The sequence below is a fragment of the Parabacteroides sp. An277 genome, from assembly GCF_002159645.1.
Lineage (GTDB): Bacteria > Bacteroidota > Bacteroidia > Bacteroidales > Tannerellaceae > Parabacteroides.
In genome coordinates this window covers 19,840-39,612 of record NZ_NFJB01000004.1, presented here as the reverse complement: position 1 = coordinate 39,612, position 19,773 = coordinate 19,840, and the positions used below count along the sequence as shown (strand labels likewise).

13 protein-coding genes are annotated in these 19,773 nt (G+C 44.5%); 6 read left to right on the top strand and 7 right to left on the bottom strand.

The genetic code is table 11. The features are described 5' to 3' along the window. The first annotated feature begins 94 nt into the window (after positions 1-94). Complete coding sequence (locus B5F77_RS02485; RefSeq protein ID WP_087327375.1) at positions 95-2,500, top strand: PQQ-binding-like beta-propeller repeat protein; 2,406 nt, start codon at positions 95-97, stop codon at positions 2,498-2,500. A 436-nt stretch (positions 2,501-2,936) separates the two neighbouring features. Here the strand turns inward: B5F77_RS02485 and B5F77_RS02480 are convergent, their stop codons facing one another. From B5F77_RS02480 to B5F77_RS02460, 5 genes are all read right to left on the bottom strand, one after another. After that, positions 2,937-4,640, bottom strand: a complete 1,704-nt coding sequence (locus B5F77_RS02480) for an alkaline phosphatase (RefSeq protein ID WP_087327164.1) — start codon at positions 4,638-4,640, stop codon at positions 2,937-2,939. 22 nt (positions 4,641-4,662) lie between these two features. Next, positions 4,663-5,841, bottom strand: a complete 1,179-nt coding sequence (locus tag B5F77_RS02475; RefSeq protein ID WP_087327161.1) for a Xaa-Pro peptidase family protein — start codon at positions 5,839-5,841, stop codon at positions 4,663-4,665. 9 nt (positions 5,842-5,850) lie between these two features. Next, positions 5,851-7,320, bottom strand: coding sequence for a hypothetical protein (locus tag B5F77_RS02470; RefSeq protein ID WP_087327157.1), 1,470 nt, complete (start codon positions 7,318-7,320; stop codon positions 5,851-5,853). 32 nt (positions 7,321-7,352) lie between these two features. Beyond that, a complete protein-coding gene (locus tag B5F77_RS02465) occupies positions 7,353-9,092 on the bottom strand; it encodes a glutamine--tRNA ligase/YqeY domain fusion protein (protein ID WP_087327152.1) in 1,740 nt (579 codons plus the stop codon). A 294-nt stretch (positions 9,093-9,386) separates the two neighbouring features. Then, positions 9,387-9,578: a DUF6722 family protein gene (locus tag B5F77_RS02460; protein ID WP_087327150.1), complete on the bottom strand. Its 192-nt coding sequence runs from the start codon at positions 9,576-9,578 to the stop codon at positions 9,387-9,389. A gap of 362 nt (positions 9,579-9,940) precedes the next feature. Here B5F77_RS02460 and B5F77_RS02455 point away from each other — a divergent pair, with 362 nt between their 5' ends. After that, a complete protein-coding gene (locus tag B5F77_RS02455; protein ID WP_239445715.1) occupies positions 9,941-10,486 on the top strand; it encodes a GNAT family N-acetyltransferase in 546 nt (181 codons plus the stop codon). On the opposite strand, the gene B5F77_RS02450 is transcribed toward B5F77_RS02455, so the two are convergent. Together B5F77_RS02450 and B5F77_RS02445 are read right to left on the bottom strand one after the other, a co-directional pair. Continuing rightward, positions 10,474-11,238: a phosphatase PAP2 family protein gene (locus tag B5F77_RS02450; protein ID WP_087327148.1), complete on the bottom strand. Its 765-nt coding sequence runs from the start codon at positions 11,236-11,238 to the stop codon at positions 10,474-10,476. The genes B5F77_RS02455 and B5F77_RS02450 overlap by 13 nt on opposite strands. Further along, the gene (locus B5F77_RS02445) at positions 11,235-12,986 is read right to left on the bottom strand and encodes a DNA polymerase III subunit gamma/tau (RefSeq protein WP_087327145.1); all 1,752 of its coding nucleotides are present in this window, start codon (positions 12,984-12,986) and stop codon (positions 11,235-11,237) included. The genes B5F77_RS02450 and B5F77_RS02445 overlap by 4 nt, the downstream gene beginning before the upstream one ends. A 126-nt stretch (positions 12,987-13,112) precedes the next feature. Between B5F77_RS02445 and B5F77_RS02440 the strand changes: the two genes are divergently transcribed. From B5F77_RS02440 to B5F77_RS02425, 4 genes are all read left to right on the top strand, one after another. Next, positions 13,113-14,402, top strand: coding sequence for a hemolysin family protein (locus B5F77_RS02440; protein ID WP_087327142.1), 1,290 nt, complete (start codon positions 13,113-13,115; stop codon positions 14,400-14,402). A 15-nt stretch (positions 14,403-14,417) separates the two neighbouring features. Then, the gene (locus tag B5F77_RS02435; protein ID WP_087327139.1) at positions 14,418-15,911 is read left to right on the top strand and encodes an FGGY family carbohydrate kinase; all 1,494 of its coding nucleotides are present in this window, start codon (positions 14,418-14,420) and stop codon (positions 15,909-15,911) included. 19 nt (positions 15,912-15,930) lie between these two features. Then, positions 15,931-17,049, top strand: coding sequence for a TlpA disulfide reductase family protein (locus B5F77_RS02430; RefSeq protein WP_087327136.1), 1,119 nt, complete (start codon positions 15,931-15,933; stop codon positions 17,047-17,049). Between the two features lie 469 nt (positions 17,050-17,518). Next, a complete protein-coding gene (locus tag B5F77_RS02425) occupies positions 17,519-19,708 on the top strand; it encodes a leucine-rich repeat domain-containing protein (protein ID WP_162607940.1) in 2,190 nt (729 codons plus the stop codon). Positions 19,709-19,773: the final 65 nt, after the last annotated feature.

The window sequence follows — 19,773 nt, the reverse complement described above, 5'->3', positions numbered from 1 at the left end:
TCTTCATTTTCCTTCCTTCCTTATATATATAATGTATAAGAAAGACTATCTTTGCACCTGTTTTAAGAGTATTAATAGCAAACTTATCAAATTCATGAGTAAAGTAAATTTAATCTTATGTATGCTCGGCTGTGCGTTGTCTGGGCAGGCTGCCTACGAGGGTCATGTATATGTAGACTCGAACCGCAACGGGCAGTATGACAAGGGTGAACGTACACTCTCTAATGTATGTGTATCGGATGGATTGAATGTAGTCACTACAGACCGCCAGGGGCGTTTTACCTTGCCTGGTCATGAGGGGACACGCTTCATCTTCATTACGACTCCTTCAGGGTTCAAGTCGGACCGTGGCTATTACCTTCGGGCCGAAGGCACGAACAAGTCTTACGACTTTGGATTACAGGAGTACAAGGGACGTATTAAAGGGGATGGAAGTCACTCCTTCTTGCAAGTGGCCGATACCGAAATATTCAACACCATCAACCAGGACGATTGGGCGAATGAGGTACGCGATTACACCCATAACAATGAAACTTCATTCATCATCCATACGGGTGATATATGTTATGAGAATGGACTCAAGAACCATATCCACTTGATGAATACGTCGAATATGGATTGCCCTGTATTTTATGCATTGGGCAACCATGACTTGGTAAAGGGTGCTTATGGTGAAGAGCTCTTTGAGAGCATCTACGGTCCCTCGTGGTATTCCTTCGACATGGGTTCTACTCATTATATCGTTATACCCATGTTGGGAGGTGACCATGCCCCTGGGTTTAAGCGCACGAATATCTTCCGTTGGATGAAGAATGACCTCGATGCCCAACCTCACGATAGACCCGTCGTCATCTTCCATCATGACCTCTTGAGCACATCCAACGAGTTTCGTTTCGATATGGGTAATGGAGAGACCCTCGACCTTCATGATTACAATGTGAAGGGATGGTTCTATGGTCATTGGCATATCCATTACGTGCGTCAGCAGGGCAAGATACGAACAGTCTCTACCTCGACTCTCGATAAGGGAGGTATCGACCATGCCGCGTCTGCCTTCCGCGTCGCAAGCGTGGATAGCAAGGGCGACTTTACTACACGGTTGCATTATACTTATATAGACCATTCCTTGCAGTTCGCTTCGATTGCCAACGACAACTGTGCGCAGGAGCCATCAGGGGCCTATAGGCTCTCTATCAATGCCTATAATACAACAGCACCGGTGACCCGCATTACCTATTCATGCCGGACCGAAGCGGGGAAGGAGCTGTTCTCTAATAGACCGCTCACAGCCCAGACGGATTGGAACTGGCAAGCCTCCTTTACATTGCCCGAAACGGTCCTTAATCAACGTATCTTCGTGACCGCTACGGCCTATTGTAACGATGGTTCTATCACAAAGGAGACGACCTCTTTTCTCCCTCAACCATCCCCCACGATGATGCGCACCGATTGGATAACGAACCTGCAGGGGAATATCCTTTATACTCATCCTGTCGTAGCTAACGGGAAGCTCTTTATGGCTACCTTAGACGAGGACCTGCGAGGCGAAGCGGCTCTCTTTGCACTGGATAAAGGGAGTGGCAAGCTGCTCTGGCGTTACCCTGTGCGCAACTCCATTAAGAACACCATTGCCTATGCAAAAGGGGTCGTCATGGCACAAGATGTAGAGGGGTACCTCTATGGCATTAAGGCCGACGACGGCACGCTACTGTGGGAGCGGAAACTGGATGTAGATGGACTGCCTTCTATCATTGAGGGGGTGATTGCCCAAGGTGATACATTATTTGCCGGTACGGGTCGCGGCTTTGGAGCTTACGACGTCACGACGGGTCGTCCCCTCTGGACTAATAAGGGATGGAACCAGAACCAAGGGGCTACGTCTCATCCGGTCATCGCGGGGGATGTAGTCGTGTCTGGTACACAATGGAGCGGACTCTATGGTAACGACCGACAGGATGGCACATTACGATGGAAATGGGAAATCGCGAATATCCGGGAACGTGGGGCATCGCCGGCCTATGTAGACGGTCTTTTATACCTGGCTTCAGGGAATGCCTTCTACCTCATTGAACCCTCAACAGGACATATCATCCTGAGTAAAGAACTCCCGTATAGCGTAAACACGAATGCTACGCCTTTAGTTACTAAAGAACTCATCATCATAGGTACACAAGGACGTGGGGTAGTAGCCTTAAATAGGGAGACCTTCGAGGAACAATGGAGTGTAGCCACCAGTCCTGCATTGATATACACTTCACCCTATTCGCGCCATCCAGTCGCTACTGTAGATGCTTCGCCTATCTTGGTCAATAATACTATCTATGTAGGAGGTTCAGACGGTATCCTCTATGGTATAGATGCCCAGACAGGACGGGTTACGTGGAAACACAAGACCGGTGCACCTATCTTCGGTACTATCACCCACGATGGAACGCATCTCTACGTAGCAGATTACAGTGGAAACGTCTATTCATTCACCCTACCTACGGAGCAAGAATAAGAGATGACAACATCCATCATGACCCTTAACCCACATTCATAGTGGATCATAAAAAAGACCCATAGTGAGGTAAAACCTTACCTCTTTATGGGTCTCTTTTTATATCCACGAAGAATGACATTCCATAGTCATAATGACTCATCATAAAAAGTCACAGTGACTAATGACAAATAGTCACAGTGACTAATGAGTAATAGTCACAGTGACTATTTATATCCATCCTTCGTGGATGGTAACCATTATCCATGAATATATATGATAACTATATAACAATAGATACACATAAGACCAAACGTACCAATGACTTAACCTCAAATACACCTTCCGTCACACCCCACGATGCATCATCACCACACCCCACGAAGCATAAAAAAGCGTGGCCACTATCCTTTCAGACAGCGAGCCACGCCAACCTATAAAAATAAAGAGTTATGGCTTATTGCAGAAACTCTACAAGAGATTCCGGCAAATAAAATGAATGATTCTTATCGACATACACGATGACCGAGTTCAGCTGTATAACTTCATCCGCCTTCTTGCCTGCCCGTACCTCGTTGGTAAAAGCCTTAATGGTCAGTTTCTTTTTCTTATTATGCGGATTCGTGACGACCAACGTAGGCGCCAATTCGCCCTCCTTCGCGGGGATAAGTTCGCAGTCATAATCGCGGAACACATCCGTATGCTTAGCAAAATACTTATTGCTCATCGTGCTGAGGAACGAAGGGTCAAAGCCATAGAGCGCACAGAGGTAATGGTTCAGTTCGATATTGGTATGCATGCCCATGGGTCGCGTTCCTTGAGGATGGTAAGCCGCGAGGAATACATCCTCGCCGGTATGACCACTCGTGGTGAAGCCCATACAAGTATGTTGAGTAATGATTTGAGACATAAGCCCGGTGAGGGAGCTACTGTAAAGGGATGCCTTCGCCTTCTCTTTGCGATCCGCCTCTGGAATCGGACTATACTTATAGTCATGACAGTTGTTAAGGGCATCCATCTCCTCCTTCGTGAGTTCGAACCCTGCCTTATCAAGGAAGAGCTGTTGCACCTTATCGTGAGGTATCGAGTTGACTGCTTTAGCAAAGCCGTCAGCAGTCATTTCGAACCGTGCCAACTGTCCAAAAAGCTGGTCCTTGGTGAGCCTATCATACCCTTTACAAGACTCTCGTCCGATGCTAACGCCACTGTTACCGTGGTCAGAAGTAATCACCACCGTGGTGTTGCCATCTTTCTTCGCGAACTCGAGGGCAGCCCCCACGGCGCGGTCGAACGCCAGGAAGTCAGAGTAGAGACCCACCGGGTCGTTGGCATGCGCCGCCCAGTCTACTTTACTGCCTTCCACCATCAAAAAGAACCCTTCGTCATAGGTCGCGAGCTTCTGTATAGCCGTGCGCGTCATCTCTTCGATAGAGGGTTGTTTAGCGGTATCACGGTCCATGTCGTAGGACATATCCCGTTCATCAAAGAGAGCCCACATGCGGGTGTTCGTGTCCTTCCGCATCCCTCCTAAATCATCCTTATATACAGCATATCCAGACCCTTCGAGGTAATCCACGTAGGAGTCGCCCAACAGGCCTGCACCCCCGCCAATCACCACGTTAATGCCATTATGTACCATCTGTGGAATGATCCACTCATACTTCCCGCGATTGTAGCTATGCGCTGCACAGTCAGCCGGAGTAGCATGTGGAAATTCACAGGTAAAGACAAGCCCCGTAGCCTTTCCTTTAAATATTTTAGCGGCTTCGAGGACGGTCATCGTGGGTTGATACGCCCGGGTCGAGTCGACGGGATAGATATCATCCTTGCCACAAGCATACGGGTATGTAGAGACAAACCCTGTGATGCTAGGCTGACCCGACATGTAGCACGACGTGGTTGGCGCCGAATCCCCTATAGGAGCATTCGAGGAATGTGTTCGTACGGTCCCACAAAGGTATGGGTCGAGGTACAAGTTCGGTCTATCAGGATTCGTATACCACTGTACCCATCGGGCAGTAGAGAGGGTCGCGAGTGAGGTACCGTCACTAATAAACAAGATGACGTTCTTCGTAGGTTTAACACCCTGCACGTCGGCTGCCTTACCTCCAGGAATGCAGAGGTAAGCCAACATCAATCCTAAAGCTAAAATCTTCTTCATTGTATGTCTTAATTAAATGGAATTATACATCTAAACGAATGACCTCTTCAGGGGCGTTGGTGAGTTTCTCTACCCCATGGGAGGTCACTAAATAGGTGTTCTCTATACCGACGGCACCGATACCGGGTAGGACGAACTTAGGTTCAAGGGCGAAGACCATGTCCTCCTCTAATGACTCTTTGGAACGAGGCGTGAGGACCGGCAATTCATTGATTTGAAGACCTACGCCATGCCCCACGAATTTAGCCTGCTGACGGGTCCCCATGAAGTTTGCCTCCAACCCTTCGTCGGTCGCGATGCGGAGGGCTAGCTGATAGAGATCCGCACAAGCCGTGCCCGGACGTGCTACCTTCGCGATCTCTTCATGGATATGGATAGAGACTTGATGTGCCCGATATGCTTCATCTGTCAACGTCCCCACCGAGAAGACGCGGGTCATATCCGTCATGTAGGGACTATAATTACCCGCCATATCTACCATCACAGCCATTCCATCTGTTAAGGGCGTACCATTTGCACCCAATGGACAAGAAGCATTCATACCTGCTCCTCCGAGTGCGAAGTCGAAAGGAGAAGGAGCCTCCGCATTCTCTCCTGCTAAGATACTACCCATGAAGATATCCATATTAGGACCGAATGCACGAAATAATCCCATAGAGCCATGCAGACGCATACGATGCTCTATCTCTATCTGAAATTGTAAATCCGTCATGCCAGCACGATAGCAAGATGGAATCTCTGCATATACGGCCTCATGTTGACGTGCACAAAGGCGTGTCTGTTCAATTTCCCAAGGCGTCTTTACCCGACGAATGAGACGCAACATAGTCGTTGCATTCATCGTCTCTTTAGGTTGGAAAGTATTTTGTAAACGGACATATTCCGTGTAAGTCAGTTCATCTGCTTCCAACATTAACTTCTCGGGTAATGGGATACCTTTCTCTTGGAAAATAGCGGGCAATTGTTCGGGTTTTCGGATATAGATAAGACGATCTCCGTTTAAGCCATTAGGTCGTTTTACGAAGAACCACGGTTCTCCCTCAACTGGTAAATAGAAATAGCCGCTATAGAAAACGCCTGTTAAGTAAAACAGATTTATGCCTGAGGCTACGAGACAACCATCTGCTTCATTCTTTTGCATGGCTTCTTGCAGACGTCTCCATTTTATATGATAATCTTGTATTCTTTCTGATGTAATCATCTTAGTTTATTAATTGCGATAGTTTGTTTTATAAAGGAATTCATCTATGAGTTGGTCGTTCTTTACTCGTTTGTTTAATACGTGCGTAGGACTATTCCAACAGCCTTCTGGCATTTTGAACTTTTTATTGGATAAGGTATTGAGCATTCCTTGTTGAATCAAAGCAAGCAACTTCTTTCTCTCTTCATCACTTTCTATATGTGTCAGGCAACATATGAGCGACACAAGAGTTTTGGGGTTGAAAGAGTTTTGTTTGAGTGCTTTTTTGAAGAAGTTTAAAGCCTTTTGATAATTTCCGCGTTTCTTCTCTTCCTCTCCGAGCCGGAGAAATGTATCTCCTTTATCTAAGTCGAGCAATAAATCATAATCTTTATCGTATGAAAAGACATAATTCTGGTCATTAAAACAATGGCGAGATAATTTATTCTGATTCAATTGCGCTTGGATTCGGTTTAAGTGCCGATCTGTTGGGAAGAAAAGCAATGCTTCTTTGGTTAGTTTTAGTGCTTCATCGTATTTATCCAGCCAGAGGCAACAATGGATATATAGTCGATAAAAACACTCGTCCATTTCTTGTATAGGGAGTTGATGATAGCAATAGGTCATCAATACATAAGCCCGTTTGTAAAGCCCTTCAGCTAAAAAGAAGCGTACTAACCGATAGCGGAAAGGTTCAAATTGTAAACAGAAACGTATCATTTCGTCCAATAATTGGAGCGCTTTCTTCCGTTTCCCCATTCCCATATAAGCATAGGCTTTGATTTGCAACGCTTCGCATTCGATACTTTTATCTTTTCCAGCATTGAGGCGTAAAGATTGGTCTGCTGCTTGGATTGCCTCCTCGTGATGTTCATCGAGGTAATAGCAATTGGCGATTTCTAACCAATAGGTAGCTTCATGCGGTTTCATCGAAAGGAGTTTTTTCCAATAAGCAATGCTTAACGGATAGTCGTTCATTTGAGCAAACAAGTCTGCATAGAGTTCGACGAACTGAGGCGAGCGGGGGAATAGCTCGAACACTAAATCTTTATAATAAAGCATTTCCTCGTCGTCTTCTTCTACATAAAGCATTTCCAAAAACGAAATATAGATGTCTTCCAGATAATTTACCCGTTTTTGGGTAAGCCAATCCAGATAAGTTTCCATTTGTTCGTTTTCCCCCAGGTAATATAATGCTTCAATATGATAAGAATTTAACTCTAAGTCTTCCGCATAAGCATATCTTTCGGAAATAGCAAGAGCTTCTTCTACTTTGTTCAATTGCAATTTGACTAAACATCGTTCTCGCTGGATATAAAGGCTGTTCGGATACATCTTTTCCGCCATGTCAAGAATCTCTTCTGCATAAGGGAAATTCTTTTCGTTATTGAGCTTTTCAACCATACATTTGATTTCCGACTCTTTAAAAAAGAGATTTGTATTCTCTTGTTTAGCCTTTTCGTATTTGTTTAGTAAGGCAATAGCTTGGTTTCCTTTCATGAAGATATACCTCTACCTCGTTAGTGGATCTTTTATTTGTTTTTGATTTTATTCCACGTGTCTTTTAATGAGACGGTACGGTTAAAAATCAAATGATCTGGCGTGCTGTCCGGATCCAGATTGAAATAACCGATGCGTTGGAACTGGAAGTAAGAGAGAGGCTTCTGCTCAGCCAAGTATTTCTCTACATAGCAATTCGTCAACACTTTCAATGAGTCCGGATTCATCATCTGCTTCATGGCTTCCAACGAAGAAAGTCTTTGCTCTTTCAGTTTTGCCAATTCGTCACGCGGATTTTCCACTTCCCAGAGGCGGTCGTACAAACGTACTTCGGCGGGCAAGCAATGGGCGCAGCTCAACCAATGGAGTGTTCCTTTCACTTTCCGGTTGCTTTCGGGCATACCGCTCTTTGTGTTCGGATCATATTCGCAATAGACTTCTACTACTTTGCCTTCAGCATCCTTTTTGCATCCCGTACATTTTACGATATAGGCATTCTTCAAGCGTACTTCCTGTCCGGGGGTCATGCGGAAGAATTTCTTTGGCGCATCTTCCATAAAGTCGTCGCGTTCCATCCAGAGTTCGCGGCTAAACTCAATCGTATGGCTTCCGGCCGTTTCGTCTTCCGGATTGTTGATGGCTTCCATCTCTTCCACTTGTCCTTCCGGATAGTTGGTGATGATGAGCTTGACTGGATCTAATACAGCCGATACACGTGTAGCCCGGGCATTCAAATCTTCCCGTACGGCACTTTCCAAAAGAGAGAATTCGTTTAATGCATCATACGTTGTATAACCAATCTTATCGATAAATTTCCGGATAGACTCCGGCGAGTATCCTCTTCTTCGGAATCCGCAAAGGGTTGGCATGCGCGGGTCGTCCCATCCGTTTACCAGTCCTTCTTTTACCAAGATAAGCAGGTTTCGTTTACTCATCAATGTGTAGTTGAGGTTCAACTTATTGAACTCCGTCTGACGCGGACGGTTATCATCTAGGTCTTTTCCTTCCTTTAACCAATCGATGAAGAGGTCATACAATGGACGGTGAGGTACAAACTCCAGCGTACAAAGCGAGTGGGTCACACCTTCGAAGTAATCACTCTGTCCGTGTGCGAAGTCATACATCGGGTAAACTTTCCATTTCGTTCCGGTGCGGTGATGAGGAGTCTTGAGGATGCGGTAGATAATCGGGTCACGGAAGTGCATATTGCTATTGGCCATGTCTATTTTGGCACGAAGCGTCATGCTTCCTTCTTCAAATTCGCCCTCATTCATCCGTTGGAAAAGGTCGAGACTTTCCTCTATGGGACGATTGCGATACGGACTTTCCACGCCGGGTTGCGTAGGCGTACCCTTTTGCTGGGCAATTGTTTCCGAGCTTTGTTCGTCTACATACGCCTTTCCTTCTTGAATCAGACGGATGGCAAAGTCGTATAATTGTTGGAAATAATCGGACGCATAATAGACGTTATCCCAATGGAAACCCAGCCATTTGATGTCTTCCTCAATAGCGTCTACATATTCCATATCTTCTTTTACCGGATTAGTATCGTCAAAGCGCAGGTTACAAATCCCGCCATGGCGTTCGGCAATTCCGAAGTCCAGGCAAATCGCTTTGGCATGACCGATATGCAAGTATCCGTTCGGTTCGGGCGGGAAACGGGTTTGTACTCGTCCGCCATTCTTACCTTCTGCCAAGTCTTTCTCGACCATGGCTTCAATAAAATTCAAATTCTTCTTGCCTTCGGCTTCATTCGTAATGATTTCGCTCATAGTTTATATATTTCATTCAACTTGGACAAAGGTACGGAATTAATCGGGATATTCCGCCTTTTCCGTTCTTTTTCTTTTGTTCCTCTTTCAAAATAGACGTTTGCATAATACATACGCGCCTCTTTATGCTTGCAATCGAAATACGAAATCAAGCATAATCCCAAAGGAATATCAAGCGAACCTTCAAATCATCTTGTTGGCTTTGAGCCATCTTTTCCCTGGAGGCGTCAAGCACCAAAGGAGAAATACGACGCACGGTATACCGACGAATCCTAAAATAATTAATGTACCCATTTATTGTTCCTCCTGTCTTTTACTGGTTAATACTAATCCTGCAATGAGCAATACTGTAGAGACGGAACCGCTGATTGTATAAATCAACCATTGCATGCCATCCAAATCCTTTATTAAAGAGGTGATAAACACACCTGTCAAAAAGTATTTTGAAATATCTATCAAATAGTTTTCTAATTTTTCTTTCCACATAGCATCCGGTAATTAGTTTGACATGCAAATATACAGATTTAAAATAAAACAAGAAATAGTACGGTAGAAAATTCCTTTTATCCGAAAGAAACTTGTTTTCTTGCCTATATATTCTTTACGTATCGTCGATATTTCTTTATCTTTAGCCTAAAGATATACAAATATCGATGATATTTATACAAACATCGTCGATACGTAAAGAATTTCCTATTGCTTTCGAAAGAATCTCCGCCTTGTATGGGAGTTTGCTTTCCATTCAAAAAGGATTCAGCAGGACGTTTTGGCTTTTTTAAGGTTTGAGAACGCCGGAAAGTGTTTTTCTCTTTTCTCTTTTTCGCATACCTTTGTGCGAAAAAGAAAGGATTATGAAGATGATTTTGGAAACAAAGCGATTGCAGTTACGGGAGATGACGTGGGCTGATTACGAAGCTTTGAGTCGTATTTTGCAGGACGAGGAGGTGATGTATGCCTACGAGGGTGCTTTTTCCGATGAAGAAACGCGGGCCTGGTTAGAGAAACAATTACGAAGGTACCGGGAAGATGGTATCGGCTTATGGGCTGTGGTTCGGAAAGATACGGGCGATATGATAGGTCAATGCGGCTTGACGTGGCAGATGTGGAAGGAACGTCGTCTGCTGGAAGTCGGATATCTGTTCGAACGTCGACATTGGCATCAAGGATATGCTACAGAAGCGGCACGGGCTTGTATGGATTATGCTTTTCAGGTATTGCATGCCGATGAGGTGGGTTCTATTATCCGCGATACGAACCTCCTTTCCCAACGAGTTGCCCTTCGTAATGGAATGGTGTTGCAAAAGGAGGTTTGGACGAAGCATTACCGGGGTGTCGATATGCCTCATTACTTATATGTAAAGAGACGAATCGATGATGCTTATCAGAAAGAATAGGAGAAATAAAGCCCGGCACCACCGTCTGTATTCAAAACAGGGCTAACAATAAGTTTGTTATTCCGTTTAAGGTTTATCTTTTCGGCAATGGCATTTCGAATGGGAAAGTAGATAAGGTAGGAAAGTTCGGCGGCAAGGATTCCAAATCCAGCACCTGCGATGACGTCGGCTACCCAATGCCGATTGTTATATACCCGCGAACCAGCCACAAACAGCCCAACGGCATAACCCGAATAGGCCAACCAAGGGTTCGAGTCTTTAAATTCCTTGTAAGCGATATGGGCACCGAGGAAAACATTGGCCGTGTGTCCAGAGGGAAAAGAATGGATACCTCCGTCCGGACGTCGTTCATTGACAAGATGCTTTACGCCGCGGGTTAATCCGGCATTAATGATTTCGCCCAACCCGACAAGGCAAAGCTGGTCTACCCATGAGTGTTTCTCTTTGCCCATCAAGTCGCAGACAAACACCCAGCCGAGCATGCCCCATTCCAAATAATTATCCACTTTGATTTGCTTGACGGAATCTTTTCTGGAAAAAAGGTGGAAATCATTCATCCCGTCGATAGCCGTGCCGATAGCTCCTACGGTGATCAATGAAGCAGGTAGGATAAGCGATTTCGGTTGGAAGTGGTATTCAACGAGAGGAATCGTATCTGCTACGGAAATTGCCTCTTCCGAGGTTTGCGACCAAAGCGATAGGGTGCAAAAAGAAAACAGGAAAGCGAGGATATGTAATCGTATCTTGCTCATTCGGTACGTAATTTGAAATCTGTAATAAGTTTATTTAATAAAGGATTAATCTCCAGCATGTGTTCAAGCTTTTCTTGGCTTGTATAAGCCAGATGCTTTTCGTTGGATTCAAGAATGCGAACACGCATTTGAATATGGTCGTTCTGAAGGCGTTCGCGCAAGGTGGAAAGAATCTCTGTGGCATTATTCGCCAATTCATCTTGCATACCTGGATTATGTACGCCTACTTCGAAGAGCGCATGATCTTGTAAATGCGGCGTATTGTTAAGCATGATGTTCTTTAGATAGACTTTCTTATCAATCGTTTCGGCATACGTTTTCCATGCAGCTTCCAATTGTTCTTGAGTGAAAGGTGTATCTCGTTTCACTTTTTGATAAGGATTGGAAGCGGATTGTATAGGAGCTGATGCCTTTGGATGCGCAATGTCTTTAAGCGAAGCTGCCATAGGTGGCCTGCCAGTTCGTTTTGCCGAGGTTACCTCTGTAGCCGATGGTGGCGTGATATGCGGTGTATGGGAAACGAATGTTTGTGTGTTTCCAACGGGATGTGTCGTTTCCGTTACTTGCGGCTTCACGGGTTGTGTTGTAGAAGTCGTTGGTTGAACAGATGCTTCAATAGGTTCTAACTGTGCTTTTTTTTTAGTTTCATCTGCCGGATGAGAGAGTTGACAGAGTTGGATAAGTGTCAATTCGACCAGCAATCGCTTGTTACGACTTGCCCGATAGTTGAGGTCGCATGTATTGGCTAATTCAATAGCTTTATAAAGGAAAGCATCCGGACAACGTTGTGCCATTTCTTTATATCGTTCACGAATCGAAGCGCCTACTTCAAATAGAATCAATGTTTCAGTATCTTTACAAACAAGTAAATCTCGGAAATGACTGGCCAATCCGTTAATTACATTTTGCGCATCAAATCCTTTGTTTAATATATCATTCAAAAGAAGAAGAGATGCTCGGATATTTCCATTCAAAATAGCATCGGTCAAGCGGAAATAGTAATCATAATCCAGCACGTTTAAGTTATCGATAACAGCTTGATACGTGATATTTCCATTTGTAAAGCTTGCCACTTGGTCGAATATCGAAAGAGCGTCACGCATACCGCCATCTGCTTTTTGAGCGATGATGTTGAGTGCTTCGATTTCTGCCTTGATTTGCTCTGATTGAGCTACATATTGTAAATGTTCGGCAATGTCATTCACCGTAATGCGTGCAAAATTGTATGTTTGGCAACGAGAAAGAATTGTAGGAAGTACTTTGTGTTTCTCGGTCGTGGCCAAAATGAAAATGGCATGGTGCGGAGGTTCTTCCAGTGTTTTGAGAAATGCGTTGAAGGCTGCTGTACTCAGCATGTGTACCTCGTCGATGATGAATACTTTATATTTGCCGATGGCAGGCGGGATACGGACTTGTTCAATAAGTGAACGGATATCGTCTACCGAGTTGTTGGATGCTGCGTCTAATTCATGAATATTTAACGAACGTTGTTCATTAAATGCATGGCATGATTCGCAAGCATTACATGCTTCTCCATCGGCAGCTGGATTCATGCAATTAATCGTTTTGGCAAAGATGCGGGCACACGACGTTTTCCCTACACCGCGCGGTCCGCAGAATAGATAAGCATGCGCTAACTTCTGACTTTGAATAGCATTTTTAAGTGTCTTAGTCAGAGCCTTTTGCCCTACTACGTCGCGAAATGTAGAGGGGCGATATTTTCGTGCCGATACAATATAATTGTCCATTAAAGATGTGCTTTCTAGCCTTAATTGTTTGCAAAGATAAGATTTTTCTGAAAATATTTTGTGATTGTAATTAGGTTGTTCACAAATTATACTTATATTCGCGTCCGAATCAGGTTAATTTGATCAATGGAAATAGTTATAATTGTAATTTTAATTTTGTTGAATGGGGTTTTGGCCATGTCGGAAATCGCATTGGTGTCATCCCGAAAAAGTAAATTTGAAACAGAAGCTAAAAAAGGAAATCGTTCGGCACAGACCGCATTAAAATTGGCTGAAGAGCCAGATCGTTTTTTATCGACCATCCAGATTGGCATCACTTTGATTGGTATCTTGACCGGTTTGTATTCGGGCGAGGCGTTGGCAGACGACCTGGCTGTATGGGTGGCTTATGTTCCTGTTCTTCAGCCTTACGCGTTGATTATCTCGAAGACGCTTATTGTAGTTATTATTACTTATCTGACGTTGATATTCGGAGAATTAGTCCCGAAGCGTATCGGCATGAGTTGTTCAGAAAGTGCTTCGATGTTAATAGCGCGTCCTATGCATTTCTTGTCGTTATTGGCGTCTCCTTTCGTCTGGTTGTTGTCGAAAAGTACGGCACTGACGGTGAAAATGATAGGATTGGATAAAGTGGAAGATTCGAAGGTAACGGAAGAAGAAATTAAAGCTATCGTAAAAGAAGGATATGATGATGGCGAGGTGCAGGAAGTGGAGCATGATATCGTAGAACGCGTATTTAATTTAGGTGATCGGCGGGTAGATTCTATCATGACGCATCGGGGCGATTTGGTATGGCTCGATGTTATGGATTCAGCGGAAGAGATTAATCGGAAAGTAGAAGCTAACTTGTTTGATATTTATCCGGTGGCTTCCGGGAAATTTGATGATTTCTTGGGGGTTGTATCTTTAAAGGATTTGTTTGTTTATATTCATACACCAGGATTTTCGCTTCGGAAAATTGTGAAACCTGCTCAATTTGTTCCTGAAAACCAAAGTGTTTATTCTACTTTGGAACAATTCAAGCAGGCGCGTGTGAAATATGCGATTGTGACGGATGAATTTGGAGGTATCGAAGGTATCGTTACCTTGAAAGATATTATGGAAGGATTGGTGGGACAAGTACCGGAAGCGGATGAAGAGCTTGAAATGGTAGAGCGTGCTGATGGTACATGGCTTGTCGATGGGCAGTATTCTTTTTATGATTTTCTGGCCTATTTTGATATGGAAGACTTGTATTCAGAGCATGATTATAATACCCTTAGTGGCTTAATTCTTGATATTCTGGAGCGTCTTCCCAAAACAGGTGAGAAGCTCACTTGGATGTGTTTTGAGTTTGAAATTGTCGATATGGATGGTGCGCGCATAGACAAAGTGCTGGTGCGTAAGATTTCTCAATCGACGGAAGATAGAGGATAATCAATCATTAATAATATGTATTTATTAGGTTGTGATATTGGCTGCTCTTCGGTCAAGGTTTCGATTGTCGATGCGGAGAGTGGCGAGGCTATTGGCGTAGATTGTTATCCCAAAGAGGAAGCGCCGATTATGGCTGTTCATCCGGGATGGGCAGAACAAAATCCGGAGGATTGGTGGCTGTATTTCAAGAATGCCGTTATGGGCGTGCTCGCTAAATCCGGAATTCCGGGTGATGAAATTAGTGCTATAGGTATCGCTTATCAAATGCATGGCCTCGTCATGGTTGATAAGAACAAAAATGCCATTCGTCCGTCTATTATTTGGTGTGATAGTCGGGCGGTAGCGTATGGTGAGCGTGCTTTTCATGCGATAGGAGAGGAACAATGTCTCGCGCATCTGCTTAATTCTCCTGGTAATTTCACGGCATCCAAATTGGCTTGGGTGAAAGAGTATGAGCCTGAGAATTATCGTGCTATTTATAAGATTATGTTTCCGGGTGATTATATAGCCATGCGTTTGACGGGCGATATTGTTACTACTGTGCCCGGGCTTTCGGAGGGTATCTTTTGGGATTTTCAAGCAGATGCATTATCGCAGGATATCTTCTCTTATTTCGGTTTTTCCGAAGATATTATTCCTACGGTATGCCCGACGTTCGGCATTCAGGGCGAGTTACTTGCATCGGTGGCGGCGGAATTGGGCTTGAAGAAGGGGATACCGATTACTTATCGTGCGGGCGACCAGATAAATAATGCCTTGTCTCTCCATGTCCTTAATCCGGGTGAGGTGGCTGCTACGGCGGGTCTTTCTGGTGTAGTTTATGGTGTCAATAGCCAGTTGAAGTGCGACCCGCTTTCGCGTATCAATACGTTTGCGCATGTCAATCACACCAAGGCTCAACCTCGCTTGGGCGCGTTGTTGTGTGTGAATGGTGTGGGCATTTTGAATGCCTGGGTGAAGCGGACGATTGCTCCGGCAGGTTTCACGTACGACCAACTGAACGAGTTGGCGGCAAGTGTTCCTATTGGTTCGGAGGGTGTCTCGATTCTTCCTTTTGGTAATGGAGCCGAGCGCATGCTTCAGAACAAACAAATCGATTGTGCAGTTTTTGGGCTCAATTTTAATACGCATGGAGCGGCTCATATCGCCCGTGCCGCGCAAGAGGGCATTGTCTTTGCCTTTAAATATGGTATGGAGATTATGAGCGAGATGGGCATCGATATCGATATTATCCGTGTCTGCAATTCCAGCATGTTCCAGAGTCCTATCTTAAAAGAGGCTTTGGCGGGTGTCACGGGAACGTTGATTGAGGTGTATGATACGAGCAGTGCCGAGGGTGCTGCCAAAGCGGCTGGTGTGGGTGCCGGAATTTACAGTTCTCCTCAGGAGGCATTCGCTTCGCTCCGTCGTTTGGAGGAGGTCGAACCGGATGGATTGAAGGCGGACCGTTATTGCGGCGCATTCGATGTCTGGAAAGATTGTCTGAATAAAATGATTGGAAAATCATAAACATAAATTCTTTATTCGTATGAAAAAAATGTGGGTATGGGCAGCAATGGCTTGTACGTTGGCTGCCTGCAATGAAAAACCGGGCTATACAATTACCGGTAGTGTAAACAATCCGTCGCTTGACGGGCAATATGTCTATCTCTATCCTTACGGCGAGCGCGAGGCGGCTCCTTTGGATAGCGCGTTGGTATCTGGTGGTACGTTTACTTTCCAAGGCTCTCAGGATTCTACGGTACTCCGTACAGTTCGTTTTGCTACGGGCGTGGTGCCTTCGGCTTATGCGGCTGCTGGAGAGAATGCGCCATTTGCGGTCACGTTTGCTTTGTCGAACGCGCCGATTCAGTTGACGCTCGATACGCTCTCGGATGCAGTCGGTACGCCGATGAACGAAGCTGTTCAGCAGTTGAAGGCGGAGTTCCGTACCTTGCGTGCGGCGCAGCAAAAACTGGCGGCGGATTTGAAGTCGGAGGATGAAGCTGTACGTCGGGCGGCTGAACAGCAATACGACGAAACAGACCGTACTATCGCCCGCAAGGCCGATGCGTTTATTCGGGCGAATATGGATAATCCTTTGGCTGGGAAACTCTTCTTCGACTTCCGTTATGATATTCCGGAAGCGGCACAAAACGAGATTGCGGCTGTTTCGACGCCTACGTTCCGCGCTGTGCCGGGAATTGATAAAATCCTGACGCGCCTCGAGAATCTGAAGACCGTGGCCGTAGGCAAACAGTTTACCGATTTCGAACTGAAGGATATGAAGGGCAATCCCGTGAAACTTTCAGACTATGTAGGAAAGGGCAAGGTTGTGCTCGTCGATTTCTGGGCAAGCTGGTGTCCGCCTTGCCGCCGGGAAATGCCGAACCTCGTCGCGCTCTACAAGGAGTATAAATCAAAGGGCTTCGAAATTGTGGGCGTGTCGCTCGATAGCAAACAGGAGGCATGGGAAAAGGGCGTAAAGGATTTGCACATCACTTGGCCGCAGATGTCCGACTTGGCCGGTTGGCAGAATGCCGGTGCAGCGAAGTATTTCGTCAACAGCATTCCGCATACTATCCTGGTAGATGGCAATGGCGTCATCCTCGCCAAGAACCTGCATGGGGATGAATTGAAAGAAAAGGTAGCCGAGGCGTTGAAGTAATCGCTTTTGAATACAGAGATACGGAGGCACGGAGCTTTTCATAGGGAATGGCTCTCGCCTCCGTTTTTTTATATCCATTTGAAATTTCTTTCACTTTTTGGCGGATATTCCAAATATCCTTTCTAACTTTGCGCCATTCCGGGTGGGATTCAGCGGAATCTTAGCGGATGACATATTGAGTTAAAGCATTTACGATATTATTCTGGATCTGAAAAATCGCCAAATTTTTTATCCTACCGGAATAGTAAACAATAAATGCTTGCACTCATGCTATAAACTTTTTTCAGAAGGAGAAAGTATATCCAATAGCATAGGGTGCGGGCTGTTGTTTTATTATTGGTAGGATGGGCGTTTGGCGATGCCTTCAGATCCGATAATAGACAACATACCCGCACTTTTTTTATGCCTGTTTGGTTGTTGGTAAATGCACGGATTAAGCAATTTATTAACAACAAAAATTTATAGATATATGAGACGCAAAGTTTTTATGCTATTAGCAGTGTTTCTGGCAATAGCCGGGAATGCTTGGGGAAATGATGAAGGTTATACGTGGGATGCAGAGACACAAACATTAACCGTTACAGATTTAGAATCATTACCTTCTCCAGTACCTTATAAAGAAAAGGTAAAGATTTTTATTGTAAAAGAAAATGCGGGTACAGAAATACCAGATAGAATCTTTGCCGTTAATAGTGTATATGATACTCAATTAGAAAAAGTAGTTATAGAAGATGGCGTTGAAACAATCGGTACCAGCGCATTTAGTTTCTGCCAATACTTAAAAGAAGTGACGTTACCCAGCACTTTAAAAACAATAGAGAAGAGTGTTTTCTATACTACCAAAATAAGTGAAATTAAACTTCCTGATGGTTTAACAACTATCGGAAATAGTGCTTTTCTTAGTTGCTCAGAATTAACAGAAGTTGAAATACCAAATACAGTAACAAGTATAGGGACTGGTGCATTTGACAATTGTAGTTCATTAGAAAAAGTCAAATTGCCTGCTGGTATAACAATTATAGATGAAGAAACTTTTTCATATTGTTCAAGTTTGACGGAAATAGAAATACCGGAAGGCGTTACAGAGATTGCCGATAAAGCTTTTCATAGTTGTTTTTCTTTAAAAAAAGTCACAATACCAGAAGGTGTGACGTCTATAGGTTGGAACACTTTTTATGGTTGTAACCTGGAAGAGATAACATTTCCGAGTACATTGGCTACAATAGACCGACGCGCGTTTATGAATTGTGAGTTTAAAGAACTCGTTATACCAGGTACTGTTACATTTATGGGTATGAGTGCTTTTGCAGAATGTGATAATTTAGAGAAGGTTACTATTGAAGAGGGTGCCTTAAATATGGTAAATGCTTATGCTTTCCAAAGTTGTAAGAATTTGAAAGAGGTAATATTACCAAGTAATATAGAAGTAATTGGAAGTTTGGCTTTTGTAGGTTGTGACAATTTGACAAGGATTTATTATGCAGGAACAACGGAACCTTTAACAGATACTAATTATGTAACTTTCCCAGACAATGAAGGCTTAGAAGTTTATGTGGGAAAAGATTATACGGGAGATGATGAATTTGGAACCGTTCCAATCAATAAACCCCACCAAGTAAAATTACACCAAACAGAAGGCGGGACTATCCGTGCCAAAGCCATAGTAAATGAAAGGGAAATAACGATTGGCGAAGACGAAACGAATGATTATTTCCGAAAAGAAGTAACAACCATCACGCTCTCATATGAAATGGAAGAGGGATATATTTTCCAAGGCTGGGACTTTGGTGAAGCAAATATAACGTTGGATGAAAATAATTCATTTATTATGCCTCATGAACCGGTAACGATCACGGCCCAATTTGCGAAAGAATATTCAATTTCGATAGAAGAACCTTACGACGAGCGAATATCTTCTTCTCAAAGTATGGCTTTTGCCGGTACAACCATCACGCTTACTTCCAATGAAGGCGAAAAGGAAATAGCAGGATTTGAAATCACATACGAAGAAGATGGCGAGACAAAAGTTGAATCTTATACCGGAAATACTTTCGATATGCCAAAAGCAGATGTAGTAATTACAAATGTAACTTTCGTAGAACCAGAGCAACCAAGCGATGACGACGAAGACCAAGGCAACACTGGCATCCACAAACCCCAACGCCCAATCAAATACTACAATATATATGTAGACACCATCTGCCCAGGTCTAAACGTAGAAGTAAGTAAAGACGTAGTCCAGGAAGGCCACCAAGTCAGTGCCTATCTCACCATTCAAGCCGAATGCGATACCACGGGCATGCGCTTCGAATACAAGCGCGGCCTGTTCGGATACTGGAAAGATTTGAAAGAATTGGAGGGTGTGCAGCCGGGCGAATACATTATCAAGAATATCTACACGGATATTTACATTCGCGCCCTCGACGCGACGTTGCCCGAAGAGGAACCGACTGGCCTCGACGACCTCGAAGGCATCCAAGCCTACGCGAAGGAGGGCAGCATTTATGTCTACACGCCGAATCGCGAGGAGGTAACGATTATCAGCATGAGCGGCGCCATCCTCAAGCATGAAGAGCAGGTTGGCTGGCAATCTTACGCCGTAAATCGCGGTATCTATATTGTCCGTATAGGCGAAAAAGTATTCAAACTGAAGAACTAACTGGACGGTGAAGCCGTCCAACCATGCTTAACCGCGGGTGACGCGCCAGCGTTACCTGCGGTAGC